This window comes from Staphylococcus haemolyticus (assembly GCF_006094395.1).
Lineage (GTDB): Bacteria > Bacillota > Bacilli > Staphylococcales > Staphylococcaceae > Staphylococcus > Staphylococcus haemolyticus.
This window is the reverse complement of sequence record NZ_CP035291.1, coordinates 1,512,980-1,529,641: the sequence shown is the minus strand read 5'-3', so window position 1 is coordinate 1,529,641 and position 16,662 is coordinate 1,512,980. Positions and strand designations below refer to the sequence as shown.

Below are 16,662 nucleotides of genomic sequence, written 5' to 3'. Positions count from 1 at the left end.
AAGACAATTAAAAAATTGTAAAGTATATAAGGGTGAGAAAATGAATGATTTTTATATTTAATATACTAAACGTTCGTTTTTACTTAATAAATAAGATTGTATAGGGGCTAAAAAGTATGAAAATTTTTGATTATGAAGATATTCAATTAATTCCAAATAAATGTATAGTTGAAAGTCGTTCAGAATGTGATACAACTGTCCAATTTGGACCGAAAACATTTAAATTACCTGTTGTTCCAGCGAATATGCAAACTGTTATGAGTGAAGAATTAGCTCATTGGTTCGCAAAAAATGATTATTTTTATATTATGCATCGATTTGACGAAGCAGCTCGTATTCCATTTATTCAAAAAATGCAAAAAGACGGATTGTTTGCTTCTATTTCTGTAGGTGTTAAAGCAAATGAATTTAAGTTTATAGAAGAATTAGCTGACAAACAATTAGTTCCTGAATATATTACGATTGATATAGCTCATGGTCATTCAGATTCAGTTATTAAAATGATTAAACACATAAAAAAATATATTCCAAAAACATTTGTAATTGCTGGAAATGTTGGTACGCCAGAAGGTGTTAGAGAACTTGAAAATGCAGGTGCAGATGCAACTAAAGTTGGTATCGGACCAGGTAGAGTTTGTATCACAAAAATAAAAACTGGTTTTGGCACTGGTGGTTGGCAATTAGCAGCATTAAATATTTGTAGTAAAGCAGCGCGTAAACCTATAATCGCTGATGGTGGCTTAAGAACACATGGCGATATTGCTAAATCAATTCGATTTGGTGCAAGCATGGTAATGATAGGATCTCTATTTGCGGCTCACGAAGAATCGCCAGGTGAAACAGTTGAATTAGACGGCAAACGTTATAAAGAGTATTTTGGTAGTGCATCTGAATTCCAAAAAGGTGAACACAAGAATGTTGAAGGTAAAAAAATGTTTGTTGAACATAAAGGATCATTAAAAGATACTTTAGTTGAAATGCAACAAGACTTACAAAGCTCGATTTCATATGCAGGTGGAAAAGATTTAAAATCATTAACAACTGTCGATTATGTTATAGTGCGAAATTCAATTTTTAATGGGGACAAGGATTAAAACTTGAGTGGTAGGTGTATGTTATTAAAAAATTTCTTTTGTTTTCTTTGGTGTTATTAGTTGTAGCTTTATTCATACCATTAAAGGAAAATCAAACACTAGTAAAATTACAGAATGACGTAAGAAGTAAAGTTCAGCAAGTTATGAATCAAGATTCGAGTTTAAAAAACAATACGCTCAAAACACCTACAGAACAGGACTTTGCTATTAATAATATTCAGATGAATATGTCTAAAGACAAAGTTGAAAATCAATTGGGGAAACCTAAAAGAGTAACATCTAATGAATATGGCGCTAAATGGTATACCTATTACAATAATGATTACGATAATTTCATAATGGTTAGCTATTTAGGAAATAAAGTCAATGCTTTATATAGTAATCAAAATGTCATTACATCTAAATCTAAGGTAAAATATAACACCCCTAAAAATGTTGTTGAGGATAGACTTGGTAAACCTTTAAAGGAAATTGTTAAAGGTAGATACCGTGTTGATATAAGTAGCGATGAGTATGATGTTTTCCATGAAGATAATATTTATACAACTGTTTTTTATGATAAACATAATGACAATGGTGTTACTGCATTACTTCAAGTTAGTGATGCCATGGAAAAAAGGTTGACTCAACATTACGGTGCGCCATCTTCAACATTAGAACAAAGCTTTGAATATCAAAATTATGATTTAGTTAATTCTGAGCGTAAACAGCATGGGTTGAATACACTTAGTTACTCAAAAGATGTCTCCAATACAGCAAGAAATCATAGTGAAGACATGGTAAAACAAAATTACTTTGATCATAACAATTTAGATGGTGAATCTCCTTTTGATCGATTAAAAGATGATGACATTGATTTCAATGTGGCAGGTGAAAATTTAGCGTATGGGCAACAAAATAGTATATTTGCTCATGAGGGGTTAATGAATTCACTTGGTCATAGAAAGAATATATTGAATACAAATTTCAGTACTCTAGGCGTAGGCGTTGATTTTAATGAAAAACGACAACCATATTGGACAGAAAATTATACGGGCTAAGTGTTTTAACGAGACTTATTAAGGGTATCTTTTTGTTGATAAGGAAGTTGATATTATGACAACTAAAGATGTTAATAAACTAGATATTCTAGATAAGGTTAAAGAAATTTTGAATAAAAAAGAAAATGAAAAGCAAAAGAACTAGCGAAGTTTACATTGTAGACTTTGCTAGTTCTTTTTATATAGAAATATATAAGAGAGAGGTTAACGTAAATTTTAGAAATTAAAACTACAGTTCTCTGTATAAACCAATAACTTTACCGATAACAGTAACGTTATCAAGATAAATAGGACTCATTGTACTATTTTCAGGTTGTAATCTATAACGTGTTTTTTCTTTATAGAAGCGTTTAACTGTTGCTTCATCATCTTCAGTCATCGCAACAATGATGTCTCCATTTTCAGCAATGGTTTGGCTTCTAACTATAACTTTATCTCCATCTAAAATACCTGCCTCAATCATACTTTCACCCACAACATTTAAAATAAAAATATCACTATTGTGAGTTGATGTTAAATGTTCTGGTAAAGGGAAATATTCCTCAATATTTTCAACTGCAGTAATCGGAATTCCGGCAGTAACTTTACCAATTACAGGAACATAAATTGTTTCCTCCATATTAACTGCATCGTTAGTTTGTTCGCTAACAATTTCAATGGCTCTCGGTTTCGTAGGGTCTCGTTTAATATATCCTTTTTCTTCCAGTCTAGATAAATGACCATGAACAGTTGAACTCGACGCTAACCCTACTGCTTCACCAATTTCTCGTACGCTTGGTGGATATCCTTTAGTTTGTACTACATGTTTAATATAATCGTATATTTCACTTTGACGTTTAGTTAATTCTCTCATATATAGGCACTCCCTAATTTTATTTAACTATATTATAGCACTGATTTTAATATTGAACAAACATTTGTTCGTTTTTATGTTGACTAAGAACAGATGTTCTGTTAAAGTATTTATACAAACAAATGTTCTAGAGGTGAAAGTAATGTTTAATAAATATAAAAATAAATTATTAACTAATATAGCTGTTGTATCAATATCTTGTGTTGTTTTTATAGTATTTTTCATGAATTTATATCATAACGCTCAAATGGAACGAACGTACGAAATAACTGACCATACTATTTCTAAAAAGGCAATTATTAAAGATGATAATAAGAACGTAAATACTACAAATGGGGAACAAAATAACTACAAAGTGTTCGCATTTGTAAGATGATTATAAATTTGAGGTCTGTCAAAGCTATTTAAATGTCAATAGCTTTTGTCCAGACCTCTTTTTTGTTATATTTTATGAAGTAAAAGAGAAAATATTAATGGGAATATAGAAAGAGTGATAGTTATGTCTAATGATAATTTAAATATAGATAGAATTAATGAGCTTGCTAAAAAGAAAAAGGAACAAGGTTTAACTGAAGCTGAAGCTAAAGAGCAATCGAAATTACGTAAGAAATACCTCGAAGCATTTAGAAAAGGGTTTAAACAACAAATTGAGAGTACAAAGGTGATAGATCCTGAAGGTAATGATGTAACACCTGAAAAATTAAAAAAGATACAAGAACAAAATAAAGATTAGTAAATATTAGATTATAGTTCGTTCAGTTTAAACGATTATCAATTTCAATATTTTTAAGTTATAATATACGAAAGATGATTAAAGTAGAAGGGAAGTATTAGAGATGTTTAACGAGAAAGATCAACTAGCGATTGATACGATTAGAGCTTTAAGTATTGATGCAATCGAAGAAGCTAATTCAGGTCACCCTGGATTACCTATGGGAGCAGCACCAATGGCTTATACTTTATGGACACGCCACTTAAATTTTAATCCTCAATCTAAAGACTATTTTAATAGAGACCGCTTCGTATTGTCGGCTGGACATGGCTCTGCGCTATTATACAGCTTGTTACATGTTTCAGGCAGTCTTGAATTAGAAGAATTAAAGCAATTTAGACAATGGGGTTCTAAAACACCTGGACACCCAGAATTTAGACATACTGATGGTGTTGAAGTTACTACTGGCCCACTTGGACAAGGCTTTGCTATGTCTGTAGGTATGGCTTTAGCTGAAGACCATTTAGCTGGTAAATTTAATAAAGATGATTTCAATATAGTTGACCACTATACTTATGTGCTAGCTTCTGATGGTGATTTAATGGAAGGTATTTCTCATGAAGCTGCTTCATTTGCTGGCCATAACCAATTAGATAAACTAATTGTTTTATATGATTCAAACGATATTTCATTAGATGGCGAATTAAATAAAGCCTTCTCTGAAGATGTTAAGAAACGATTTGAAAGTTACGGTTGGAATCACATATTAGTAAAAGATGGTAATGATTTAGACGCTATCGATAAAGCAATAACTAAAGCTAAATCTCAAAATGGTCCAACTATGATTGAAGTTAAAACAATTATCGGTTATGGTGCTCCAAACGTGAGTGGTACTAATGGTGTTCATGGTGCACCACTAGGTTCAGATGAGAGAAAATTAACTTTTGAAGCATATGGTTTAGATCCTGAGAAACGTTTCAATGTGCCAGAAGAAGTATATGAAATTTTCCAAACAACTATGTTAAAACGTGCAAATGAGCATGAAGATGCATGGAAAGCATTACTAGAAAATTATTCTAAACAATATCCAGAATTAGCAGATGAATTTAAATTAGCTATTAGTGGTAAACTACCTAAAAACTATAGAGATGAATTACCACGCTTTGATAGCGATCATAATGCAGCAACACGTGCTGATTCAGGTGAAGTAATTCAAGCATTAAGTAAATCAGTTCCGTCATTCTTTGGTGGTTCTGCTGACTTAGCTGGTTCTAACAAATCTAACGTTAAAGAAGCGACTGATTATGATAGAAATACACCTGAAGGTAAAAATATATGGTTTGGTGTACGTGAGTTCGCAATGGGTGCAGCTGTAAATGGTATGGCAGCACATGGTGGATTACACCCTTATGGTGCAACATTCTTTGTATTTAGTGACTACTTAAAACCAGCGTTGCGTTTATCAGCTATCATGGGATTAAATTCAACATTCATCTTCACACATGATTCAATCGCTGTAGGTGAAGATGGACCTACTCATGAGCCTATTGAACAATTAGCGGGCTTAAGATCAATACCAAATATGAATGTCATTCGTCCAGCTGATGGAAATGAAACAAGAGTAGCATGGGAAGTAGCTCTTGAATCAGAACAAACACCAACTTCTTTAGTATTAACTCGTCAAAATCTACCATATTTAGATGTAGATGAAGAGACAGTTGAACAAGGTGTTCGTAAAGGTGCTTATGTTGTTTTCGAAACTGAAACTAAACCTGAGTATCTATTACTTGCTACTGGTTCAGAAGTTAGCTTAGCAATTGAAGCAGCTAAAGATTTAGATAAACAAGGTAAAGGTGTACGTGTAGTATCAATGCCTAACTGGTTTGCTTTTGAACAACAACCAGAAGAATATAAAGAGTCTGTAATTCCTAAAGAAATTACTAAACGTGTTGCAATTGAAATGGCATCACCATTAGGTTGGCACAAATATGTAGGCACTGAAGGTAAAGTGATAGGTATTGACCAATTTGGTGCAAGTGCCCCTGGCGACTTAGTCGTAGAAAAATATGGTTTCACTAAAGAAAATGTATTAAATCAAATTCGCACATTTTAATATTAGATAAGAAATTAGAGAACTGAGAAGGCTTTCATTGGAAAGTCTTCTTTAATTTGAATGAGCAATACAAAATAATTTTTAAGTTAACTAAAAATAAGTATTACATTTGTTTAAGTATTTGTTATGATAACAAATGGATGCAGAATTACTAACTAGCTCTTGAAAATAGAATAGTAATTTAGTAAAATTCAGTAGGATATAGAAAGTGGGTGAAACAATGGCAACATGGTTAGCAATTTTATTAATCATTGTAGCGCTTATCGGTGGACTAGTTGGTGGTTTCTTTTTAGCACGTAAATATATGATGGATTATTTGAAAAAAAACCCACCTATTAATGAAGAAATGTTACGTATGATGATGATGCAAATGGGTCAAAAACCATCGCAAAAGAAAATCAATCAAATGATGACAATGATGAATAAAAACATGGATCAAAACATGAAAAGTTCAAAAAAATAATTTTTAAATGGATTGTAGTACCTTTAAGGTTTACAATCCTTTATTTTTGTAGTAAAACAACTTTAGTGTTATTTAAAAAGAAAAATATTTAAAAATCTAAATAAATTACAATGAGTAATAAAGAGTAAGGGTTTATGAATATATAAGAAGGTGTAACGTTGGCGTATTTAATTTTTTCTGTTGTATTTGCTTTATTTATGGGTATAGTAGTAATTTTTATTCGAATGAAAGCTCAAAACTTTCCTGTTAATGAAAAGAAAATTATATTACCTCCATTTTTCATGGCTACAGGCGCATTGATGTATGTGATTCCGTACTTTAGATTGACTGGTACTGAAATTTTAGAGTCAATTATTCTAGGTGTCTTATTCTCATCTGTTCTTATATGGACAAGTCACTTTGAGGTACACGGTACTGAAATTTATATGAAGCGCTCAAAAGCATTTCCAATCATTTTAATTTCTTTATTAATTATACGTACTGTAATTAAAATATTTATCAGTAGTAAAATTGATCCAGGTGAAATTGGCGGCATGTTCTTCTTACTTGCGTTTAGCATGATTGTTCCTTGGAGATTAGCTATGTTATATAAATATAAAAAGTTGAAAAGAGCAACTGTCAAATAATTGAATAATGATTAAAAAATGATGTATTTTAAATTACTTTGAAAATTTTAGTATAGCCTGGGACATAAATCAATATCTCAGGCTATAATTACATATTGGAAGTAGTTGACTGAATTAAAAATACACCTGTAACTAACTTTTTTAATTCTAGTCAACCTTGCGGGGTTGAGCGGGGCCCAACAAAGAGAATTTCAAATTAGAAATTCTACAAGTGATGCAAGTTGGGGTTATTAATAGCTGCTTAATAACATAGGTGGGACAATGAATTTAAATTAATCATTGTTCCATCTTTTTTAGTTTGAACAATAGTGTGATTCAAGATATAATATACACGAACAAATGTTCTAAAGGGAGGCCATTATGAAGGTTATTCACACTGCTGATTGGCATTTAGGTAAGATTTTAAATGGTAAGCAATTTTTAGAAGATCAACATTATATATTGAACAAACTTATTGATAATTTGAAGGAAGAGAAACCAGATGTTCTGGTTATTTCGGGTGATATATATGATACGTCTTATCCTAGTAAGGAGACCATTAGACTTTTTGAAGAAACGATTAAAATTATAAATGTAAATATGAAAATTCCTACAATTATAACCAATGGGAATCATGATGGTAGAGAAAGATTAAATTATGGGTCAACATGGTTTGAGTTTTCACAATTATATATTAGAACGCAACTAGAATTAATGTCTACACCTATAACTATTAATAATATTAACTTTTACACACTTCCTTTTGCCACTATTAGTGAAATTAAGGCTTACTTCGATGATGATGATATCAAGACATATGAGCAAGCAACTCAAAAGTGTATTAACCACATTTCGAAGATTATAGACCCGAATCAAATTAATATTTTAATTGGCCATTTAACTATAAAAGGTGGTAAAACATCAGAATCTGAAAGGCCACTTACAATTGGAACAGTTGAAAGTGTAGAAAGCGCTAACTTCAATATTTTTGACAAAGTACTATTAGGACATCTTCATCATCCATTTAGTATTACAGATAATATTGTTGATTATAGTGGTTCGTTATTACAATACTCATTTTCTGAAGTGAACCAGGCCAAAGGATACAAAAAATTAATGATTAATTCAAAAGGTGACATAAATACTAAGTTTGTACAATTAAAACCTTTAAGAGAGTTAGAGGAAATTGAAGGTGACTACTCGGCTGTTATACAAGGCGACGTTCCTGTGAAAAATAAAGATAATTATTTTCACTTCAAACTTAAAAATATGTCTCATGTTACCGACCCTATCATCCACCTTAAACAGATATACCCAAATACACTTTCGCTTAGTAATATCACTTTTGAAAATCATAATAAATCAACGTACGCAGATTTTAAAACTACAGATGACCCTACAATAATTAAAAATTTCTACAAAACAATTACGGATGAAGATTTAACAAACTATCAAGAGAAGAAAATACATCAATTATTAAATCAAGTTATCAATAGGGAGGACTAAATAATTGAGACCAACTAAATTAATACTTAATAATTTTGGACCTTTCATACATGAAGTTATTGATTTTGAACAAATAAATAAAGAACAGTTATTTTTAATAAGTGGAAAAACTGGTTCGGGAAAAACTATGTTATTTGATGGCATTGTTTATGCGCTATTTGGTAAGGCTTCTACAGAAGGTAGAAATGAGGGGGAATTACGAAGTCATTTTGCAGATGGTAAATCCCCAATGAGTGTAGAATATGAATTTAAAATTAACGATAAAAAATTTAAAATATCTAGACAGGCTGGATTTATTAAAGAGGGGAATACTTCCTTAACACCTGGTAAACTTGATGTTTTTGAATTTGATGAAGAAAGTCAGCTTTACGAACTACGAGAGAGTAAAATCAGCTCTGGTAATGGTTTTATCAAAGATTTGTTAGGTATCAACGCTGAACAATTTAGACAATTATTCATATTACCTCAAGGAGAATTTAAGAAATTTTTAGTATCTAATAGTTCCGATAAACAAAGTATTTTAAGAACATTATTCAATAGTATCCGTTTTGAAGAGATGCAAAATTTATTGTTAAATCAAGTTAAAGACGAGAAGAAACAAATAGAATCACGTTATAGTCGGATTCAAATACTTTGGGAAGATATTGAAACATTTGAGAATGATGAATTAATTCAATTTAAATCTTTGAATAGTATGCAAACCAAAGACATTATTAAAGCAATACCTCAGTTTGAACTAGTAGGTCAACACTTAAATGAAGAATATGAACAATTAAAATCTGAACACAATGATGCGCTTGAAGCTATAAAAAGAAAAATTGAAGAAAACAATAAATTAATAGAATCACTTAAAGAACTCGATCGAAATAAAGATAAGAAAGTGCAACTAGAAAAAAACAAAGATAGTATTGAAAAATTAAAAGCTGAATTACGTAAAATTATTGAAATTAAACCCTTGAGTCAATTGTATAATCAAAGAAACACAAAAGAACAAAAATATGAAAATACTAAGGTTAAGCTAAATTCTATTCTTGAAGAGTTAAATGAACTTAATGTTAAATTAGAGAAATTTAAGAAAGAAAAAGAAATTTTAAATGAACAATTAGAAGATATTAACATTAAGTCTGAATATATTGATAAAACTAAACAGTTTTATTCAAACATAAATAAGTATCGTGAAGCTTTTAACGAAATTAAACAAAATGAAACATACTTAAAAGAGAATAATCAAAAGCAAGAAGAAAATAAGAATTTAATTGATAAATTAAATAATGATATAGCTAAAATAGATGTTAATAACGAGAATATTGACGAAATAACACAGGAGATATTCCAATTAACAAACACTTTTGATAAAAAAGTGACTTTGAGAGAAAACAAGAAAAAATACCAATCTTTAAGTCAAAAATACAACGAAACAGAGAATAGTATTAAAAAGACTAAAGAACAAATTTCAGATTTAAAACTTCAATTAGAAAATATAGACAAGTCAAATATAGATTTAAATGATAAACAAACATTTATTCAAGAAATTCAAAATGCACTTCATGTTGGAGATACATGTCCTATATGTGGTAATGAAATTGAGTCTCTCAATGAACATATTAAGTTTGATGAAATTGCTAAGAATCAAAATTTAATAAAAGAGGTCAATAATCAGTTAAATAAAAAAATAAATGAGTTAACTAAACTTGAAACCACTTCTGATTATATTAGTAATCAAATGAGTGAGTTAGAAATAAATGATGATGAAATTAGTGATATCAACGAAATAGAACAACAATTAAGAACTAAAAATAAGGAAAAAGAAAAACTACAAATTCAAATTAAGCAACGTGAAAAGTTAAAAAGTGCACTAGATAAGCATAAAGATATTAAACATAGCTTACAAATTAAGCATGAAAAACTTTTATCATTGAAGCATCAATTTGAAACACTAATAAATGAATTTAAAAGCTACACTAATTATGATGAAACTAATAAATTTGAACAGTGCTTTAAGCAATATGAACAAATAGTAACTGATTATGTATCTAAGAGCGAAGTATTAGAGAAAGAAATAAATCAAACAAAACAACAAATTGAAATCGAAACAAATAATTTAAACAATAATAAATTAGCTATTAAAGAACTTGAACAAGAAATTAGTGGTCATAGCGATGAAATTAATCAAGAAATGAAGCGAATTGGACTAAATTCATACAAGGATGTTGAAATTTTATTATCTAAATTAGAAAACAAAGAGCAAATTGAAATGAAAATTCAGCAATATGAGCATGATCATCAAAAACTTACTTTAGAGATTGAACGACTATCTAAACTTACAAAAGATAATAAGTCTGAATCAGTTGAAAAATTGGAAGCTACAAAAACTGAAATTGAATCCAACTATAATAAGTACGTTGAAGCGAGTGCTACAATTCAATATCAAGTACAGAATAATAAAGACAAATTTAATAGTATAATGGATCATATAAATTATTTAGAGAAAGAATTAAAAGAACAACAAGAAATCTTTGAATTATCAGAGGTACTATCAGGAAAAAATAGTAAAAAATTGACGCTTGAAAACTATGTGCTTATTTATTACTTAGAACGAATCATCCATCAAGCAAATATTCGTTTGGAACGCATGAGTGGGGAAAGATATCAGCTAAAAAGAAGAGAATCTATATCTCATGGTTATAGTGGTTTAGAAATTGAAGTGTTTGATTTTCATTCAAATAAATCTAGACATATTAGTTCATTATCAGGTGGTGAAACGTTCCAAGCATCTCTAGCTTTAGCGCTAGGATTGAGTGAAGTAGTTCAACAAGAATCTGGAGGTATTACCCTTGAGTCAATGTTTATAGATGAAGGCTTTGGTACGTTAGATCAAGAAACATTAGAAACTGCTTTAGATACTTTGGTGAAATTAAAAACTTCAGGCAGGATGGTTGGTATCATATCTCACGTTAGTGAACTTAAACAACGCATTCCATTAATACTTGAGGTAACATCGAATCAATATCAAAGTCATACTCGATTTAAGTGGAATTAAAAAAGACCGTATGGCAAAATTAATTCAATATTGTCATACGGTCTTAAAATATGATTATTTAGCTCTTAACAAATCGCGGATTTCTGTTAATAAAACAGTATTTTCTTCGATTTCTTCTTCAGGCTCTTCTTTCTTCACTAAAGTATTTGCGATTTTAACAAATATAAATAATGCGATTGCTACAATTATAAAATCAATAATTGATTGGATAAATAGGCCATATTTAATTCCCCAGAATTCCCAATCTTTAGCAAAATCAACAGAACCGAAAATTTTACCAATTAATGGCATGATAATGTATGTAACTAATGATGTAACAATTTTATTGAATGCTGCACCCATAACTACAGCGATTGCTAAATCTAGCACATTACCTTTAAGAGCAAACTCTTTAAATTCTTTTAACATAATTCAATACCCCTCACATAAGAATAAAATATATTATACAACATATAAATATTTTAGTAAATGTTTAATTTAAAAGAAATTTGATATTGTATAAAGGCTTTGTTATCCTTTAATATAGCGTCTTAAATTACTTCATAGTTATTTCAAACTAATTTTTAAATTTATTATAGGAAAGGAGTAAGTAAATTATGAATTCTTCTTCTGAAGAAACAAAACAAAACAAGAAGTTTTCATCGGTTTTTATTTACAGTGCTATCGTAGTAGCCATTGTTGTATCAATCGGTGCATTTTTACCTGAGCAATTCGGTAAAATTACAGGCGACATCAGTAGTTGGATTACTGAAAAGCTTGGCTGGTATTACATGATTTTGACTACTGTAATAGTGTTCTTTTGTATCTTTTTAATTTTTAGTCCAATCGGTAAACTTAAACTAGGTAAACCTAATGATAAACCTGAATTTAATACTGTTTCATGGTTTGCGATGTTATTTAGTGCTGGTATGGGAATAGGTTTAGTGTTCTACGGTGCAGCTGAACCTATGGCAGATTTTGCTTCACCTCCTAATGCTGATCCTAAAACTACTGAAGCATATACAGAAGCATTACGTTCTACATTTTTCCACTGGGGATTCCATGCTTGGGCTGTATATGGTGTAGTTGCATTAGCTTTAGCTTACGCACAATTTAGAAAAAATGAACCAGGTTTAATTTCACGTACACTACGCCCTATTTTAGGTGACAAAGTGGAAGGACCTATAGGAACAATTATTGACGTTCTTTCAGTATTTGCGACTGTTGTAGGTGTAGCCGTTTCACTTGGTATGGGTGCGTTACAAATTAATGGTGGACTTCATTATTTATTTGGTGTTCCAAATAATGTATGGGTTCAATCTATTATAATTGTCGTAGTTACAATATTATTTCTTGCTAGTGCATGGTCTGGTTTAAGTAAAGGTATTCAATATTTAAGTAACCTAAATATTGGTTTAGGTACTGTTTTAATGATTATTGCTTTAATTATTGGACCTACTGTACTTATTTTAAATATGTTTACTAGTTCAACTGGTAGCTTATTAAATTCATTCTTATTCAACAGTTTTGACACTGCAGCATTAAATGGTCAAAAACGTGAATGGATGTCTTCATGGACCCTTTATTATTGGGGTTGGTGGTTAAGTTGGAGTCCATTCGTAGGTGTATTTATTGCACGTGTGTCTAAAGGACGTTCAATTCGTGAATTTATCTCAGGTGTTTTACTAGTACCAGCAATCGTAAGTTTCTTATGGTTCAGTGTATTTGGTGTGTTAGGTATTGAAACAGGTAAAAAACACCCAGAATTATTTAAAATGACACCTGAAACTCAGTTGTTCGGTGTATTCCACCACGTTCCATTAGGAATGGCATTATCACTTATAGCATTAGTACTAATTGCTTCATTCTTTATCACATCTGCCGATTCAGCTACATTTGTGTTGGGTATGCAAACAACATTTGGTTCTCTTGAACCTTCTAGTGCTGTGAAAGTAACATGGGGTGTTTCTCAATCATTAATCGCATTCATCTTATTACTAGCAGGTGGGGGAAACGGTGCTGACGCATTAAACGCTATTCAAAGTGCGGCAATTATAAGTGCGTTCCCATTCTCCTTTGTAGTTATAATGATGATGATTAGTTTCTATAAAGATGCAAACCAAGAACGTAAATTCTTAGGATTAACACTTCAACCAAACAAACATAGACTTCAAGATTATGTTAAATATCAACAACAAGATTATGAATCTGATATTTTAGAAAAGCGTGAATCAAGAAGAAACGCTGAAAAATAATATGAAGGCATCATAATAACATTATTACCCTTAAGTGCTTTTAAAAGTACTTGAGGGTTTTTTATGAATTTAAAAGAAATCATGTTATATATTAATGAAAATCATTCTCAATTAATAATATTTACTTATAGTGGTAAGCTCATATGATAAGAATAACTTATATACACTGATTATAAATGCGAAAGCTAAATCACGTGAAATGTAGGTATATACAGTTGTTTTGAAAAACATATAATTATACAATTTATTTAAAGGCATATAAATATGAATTTTAATATTCAAGGGGGATATATAAATGACTTCTAACATTAAGCAACAAGCTAAAAAGACATTTGAAGCAAATGGCCAGTCATATACGTACTATGATTTAAAAAGTTTAGAAGAACAAGGTTTAACAAAAATAAGTAAATTACCTTACTCAATTCGTGTTTTATTAGAATCAGTATTAAGACAAGAAGATGAATTTGTCATTACTGATGAACATATTAAAGCGTTGGGTAACTTTGGCAATGAAGGAAATGAAGGTGAAGTACCTTTCAAACCATCTCGTGTTATTCTGCAAGACTTCACAGGTGTTCCTGCGGTTGTTGATTTAGCATCATTACGTAAAGCAATGAACGATGTTGGTGGGGATATTAATAAAATCAACCCAGAAGTGCCAGTTGACTTAGTCATTGACCACTCTGTTCAAGTTGATAGCTATGCTAATCCAGATGCATTAGAAAGAAATATGAAATTAGAATTCGAACGTAACTATGAGCGTTATCAATTTTTAAATTGGGCGACTAAAGCATTTGATAACTATAATGCTGTTCCCCCTGCAACTGGTATTGTTCACCAAGTAAACTTAGAATATCTTGCAAATGTTGTACACGTTCGCGATGTTGATGGAGAACAGACGGCATTTCCTGACACACTTGTAGGAACTGACTCTCATACAACAATGATCAATGGTATTGGTGTATTAGGTTGGGGTGTTGGTGGTATTGAAGCCGAAGCGGGTATGCTAGGACAACCTTCTTACTTCCCAATCCCTGAAGTAATTGGTGTTCGATTAACTAATTCATTACCACAAGGTTCAACAGCTACTGATTTAGCATTACGTGTGACTCAAGAACTACGTAAAAAAGGTGTAGTTGGCAAATTTGTTGAATTCTTCGGTCCTGGTGTAACTGACTTACCATTAGCAGATCGTGCAACAATCGCTAACATGGCGCCTGAATATGGTGCAACTTGTGGTTTCTTCCCAGTTGATGAAGAATCTCTTAAATATATGAGATTAACTGGACGTAAAGAAGAGCATGTTGAATTAGTTAAAGCTTATTTAGAACAAAATAATATGTTCTTCACTGTAGATAAAGAAGACCCTGAATATACAGATGTCATCGACTTAGATTTATCTACTGTTGAAGCTTCATTATCAGGTCCAAAACGTCCACAAGATTTAATTTTCTTAAGTGATATGAAGAAAGAATTTGAAAAATCTGTTACAGCACCTGCTGGTAACCAAGGACATGGACTAGATAAAAGTGAATTTGATAAAAAAGCAAATATCAATTTTGCTGACGGTTCAACTGCAACAATGAAAACAGGTGATATTGCTATTGCAGCAATCACATCATGTACAAATACATCTAACCCTTATGTAATGTTAGGGGCAGGCTTAGTTGCTAAAAAAGCTGTTGAAAAAGGTCTTAAAGTTCCTGAATTTGTTAAAACTTCATTAGCGCCAGGTTCAAAAGTTGTAACTGGATACTTAAGAGATTCAGGTCTTCAAGAATATTTAGATGACTTAGGGTTTAACTTAGTTGGTTACGGCTGTACTACATGTATTGGTAACTCTGGTCCATTATTACCTGAAATCGAAAAAGCAGTGGCTGAAGAAGATTTACTAGTTACATCAGTATTATCTGGTAACCGTAACTTTGAAGGTCGTATCCATCCATTAGTTAAAGCAAACTATTTAGCTTCTCCTCAATTAGTAGTAGCTTATGCATTAGCTGGTACAGTTGATATTGATTTACAAAATGAGCCAATTGGTAAAGGTAAAGATGGTCAAGATGTTTACTTAAACGATATCTGGCCAACTATTCAAGAAGTTGCAGATACTGTAGATAGTGTTGTAACACCTGAACTATTCTTAGAAGAATATAAAAACGTGTATAATAACAATGAAATGTGGAATGAAATTGATGTAACAGATGCACCATTATATGACTTTGATCCTAATTCAACATATATCCAAAATCCATCATTCTTCCAAGGTTTATCAAAAGAGCCTGGTACAATTGAACCACTTAAAGATTTAAGAGTTATGGGTAAATTTGGCGATTCTGTTACGACTGACCATATTTCTCCTGCCGGTGCAATCGGTAAAGACACACCAGCTGGTAAATATTTATTAGATCATGATGTACCTATTAGAAACTTTAACTCTTACGGTTCTCGACGTGGTAACCATGAAGTAATGGTAAGAGGTACATTTGCTAATATTCGTATTAAAAACCAATTAGCCCCAGGTACTGAAGGTGGATTCACTACTTACTGGCCTACAGATGAAGTAATGCCTATATATGATGCAGCTATGAAATATAAAGAAGACGGTACTGGTTTAGCTGTTTTAGCAGGAAACGACTACGGTATGGGTTCTTCTCGTGACTGGGCTGCAAAAGGTACAAACTTATTAGGTGTGAAAACTGTTATCGCTCAAAGCTATGAACGTATTCACCGTTCTAACTTAGTTATGATGGGTGTTTTACCATTACAATTTAAAGATGGTGAATCAGCTGAATCATTAGGATTAGATGGAAAAGAAGCTATTTCTGTTGATATTGACGAAACAGTAAGTCCACGTGATACTGTGAAAGTACATGCTAAAAAAGAAAATGGTGAAGTCGTTGATTTTGAAGCAATTGTACGATTTGATTCACTAGTAGAATTAGATTACTATCGTCATGGTGGTATTTTACAAATGGTTCTAAGAAATAAATTAGCGCAATAAT

The 16,662-nt window shown here is 31.2% G+C and carries 13 protein-coding genes; 11 read left to right on the top strand and 2 right to left on the bottom strand.

Translation table 11 applies throughout. The features are described 5' to 3' along the window. Window positions 1–116 precede the first annotated feature (116 nt). Together guaC and EQ029_RS07340 are read left to right on the top strand one after the other, a co-directional pair. A complete protein-coding gene (gene guaC / locus EQ029_RS07345; RefSeq protein ID WP_016931075.1) occupies window positions 117–1,094 on the top strand; it encodes a GMP reductase in 978 nt (325 codons plus the stop codon). Window positions 1,095–1,108: 14 nt separating this feature from the next. Continuing rightward, window positions 1,109–2,134, top strand: coding sequence for a CAP domain-containing protein (locus tag EQ029_RS07340; RefSeq protein ID WP_016931076.1), 1,026 nt, complete (start codon window positions 1,109–1,111; stop codon window positions 2,132–2,134). 229 nt (window positions 2,135–2,363) lie between these two features. Here the strand turns inward: EQ029_RS07340 and lexA are convergent, their stop codons facing one another. Continuing rightward, on the bottom strand, window positions 2,364–2,987 hold the full coding sequence (lexA, locus tag EQ029_RS07335; protein ID WP_011275859.1) for a transcriptional repressor LexA: 624 nt from the start codon (window positions 2,985–2,987) through the stop codon (window positions 2,364–2,366). Between the two features lie 142 nt (window positions 2,988–3,129). On the opposite strand from lexA, the gene sosA reads away from it, so the two are divergent. The 7 genes from sosA to sbcC all read left to right on the top strand — a co-directional run bounded on the left by sosA (window position 3,130) and on the right by sbcC (window position 11,426). After that, on the top strand, window positions 3,130–3,363 hold the full coding sequence (gene sosA / locus EQ029_RS07330; protein ID WP_057504804.1) for a DNA damage-induced cell division inhibitor SosA: 234 nt from the start codon (window positions 3,130–3,132) through the stop codon (window positions 3,361–3,363). A gap of 123 nt (window positions 3,364–3,486) precedes the next feature. Beyond that, on the top strand, window positions 3,487–3,720 hold the full coding sequence (locus EQ029_RS07325) for a DUF896 domain-containing protein (protein ID WP_011275857.1): 234 nt from the start codon (window positions 3,487–3,489) through the stop codon (window positions 3,718–3,720). A gap of 103 nt (window positions 3,721–3,823) precedes the next feature. Next, on the top strand, window positions 3,824–5,812 hold the full coding sequence (gene tkt / locus EQ029_RS07320) for a transketolase (protein ID WP_011275856.1): 1,989 nt from the start codon (window positions 3,824–3,826) through the stop codon (window positions 5,810–5,812). Between the two features lie 220 nt (window positions 5,813–6,032). After that, window positions 6,033–6,275, top strand: coding sequence for a YneF family protein (locus EQ029_RS07315; protein ID WP_011275855.1), 243 nt, complete (start codon window positions 6,033–6,035; stop codon window positions 6,273–6,275). A gap of 158 nt (window positions 6,276–6,433) precedes the next feature. Continuing rightward, complete coding sequence (locus EQ029_RS07310) at window positions 6,434–6,901, top strand: CcdC family protein (RefSeq protein WP_011275854.1); 468 nt, start codon at window positions 6,434–6,436, stop codon at window positions 6,899–6,901. A gap of 360 nt (window positions 6,902–7,261) precedes the next feature. Continuing rightward, complete coding sequence (gene sbcD / locus EQ029_RS07305; protein ID WP_011275853.1) at window positions 7,262–8,386, top strand: exonuclease subunit SbcD; 1,125 nt, start codon at window positions 7,262–7,264, stop codon at window positions 8,384–8,386. Between the two features lie 4 nt (window positions 8,387–8,390). Further along, the gene (gene sbcC / locus EQ029_RS07300; RefSeq protein WP_057504805.1) at window positions 8,391–11,426 is read left to right on the top strand and encodes an exonuclease subunit SbcC; all 3,036 of its coding nucleotides are present in this window, start codon (window positions 8,391–8,393) and stop codon (window positions 11,424–11,426) included. 54 nt (window positions 11,427–11,480) lie between these two features. Here the strand turns inward: sbcC and mscL are convergent, their stop codons facing one another. Next, complete coding sequence (mscL, locus tag EQ029_RS07295; protein ID WP_011275851.1) at window positions 11,481–11,834, bottom strand: large conductance mechanosensitive channel protein MscL; 354 nt, start codon at window positions 11,832–11,834, stop codon at window positions 11,481–11,483. Between the two features lie 188 nt (window positions 11,835–12,022). Here mscL and EQ029_RS07290 point away from each other — a divergent pair, with 188 nt between their 5' ends. Then, on the top strand, window positions 12,023–13,660 hold the full coding sequence (locus EQ029_RS07290) for a BCCT family transporter (RefSeq protein WP_011275850.1): 1,638 nt from the start codon (window positions 12,023–12,025) through the stop codon (window positions 13,658–13,660). Between the two features lie 295 nt (window positions 13,661–13,955). Further along, window positions 13,956–16,661: an aconitate hydratase AcnA gene (gene acnA / locus EQ029_RS07285; RefSeq protein ID WP_011275849.1), complete on the top strand. Its 2,706-nt coding sequence runs from the start codon at window positions 13,956–13,958 to the stop codon at window positions 16,659–16,661. Window position 16,662: the final 1 nt, after the last annotated feature.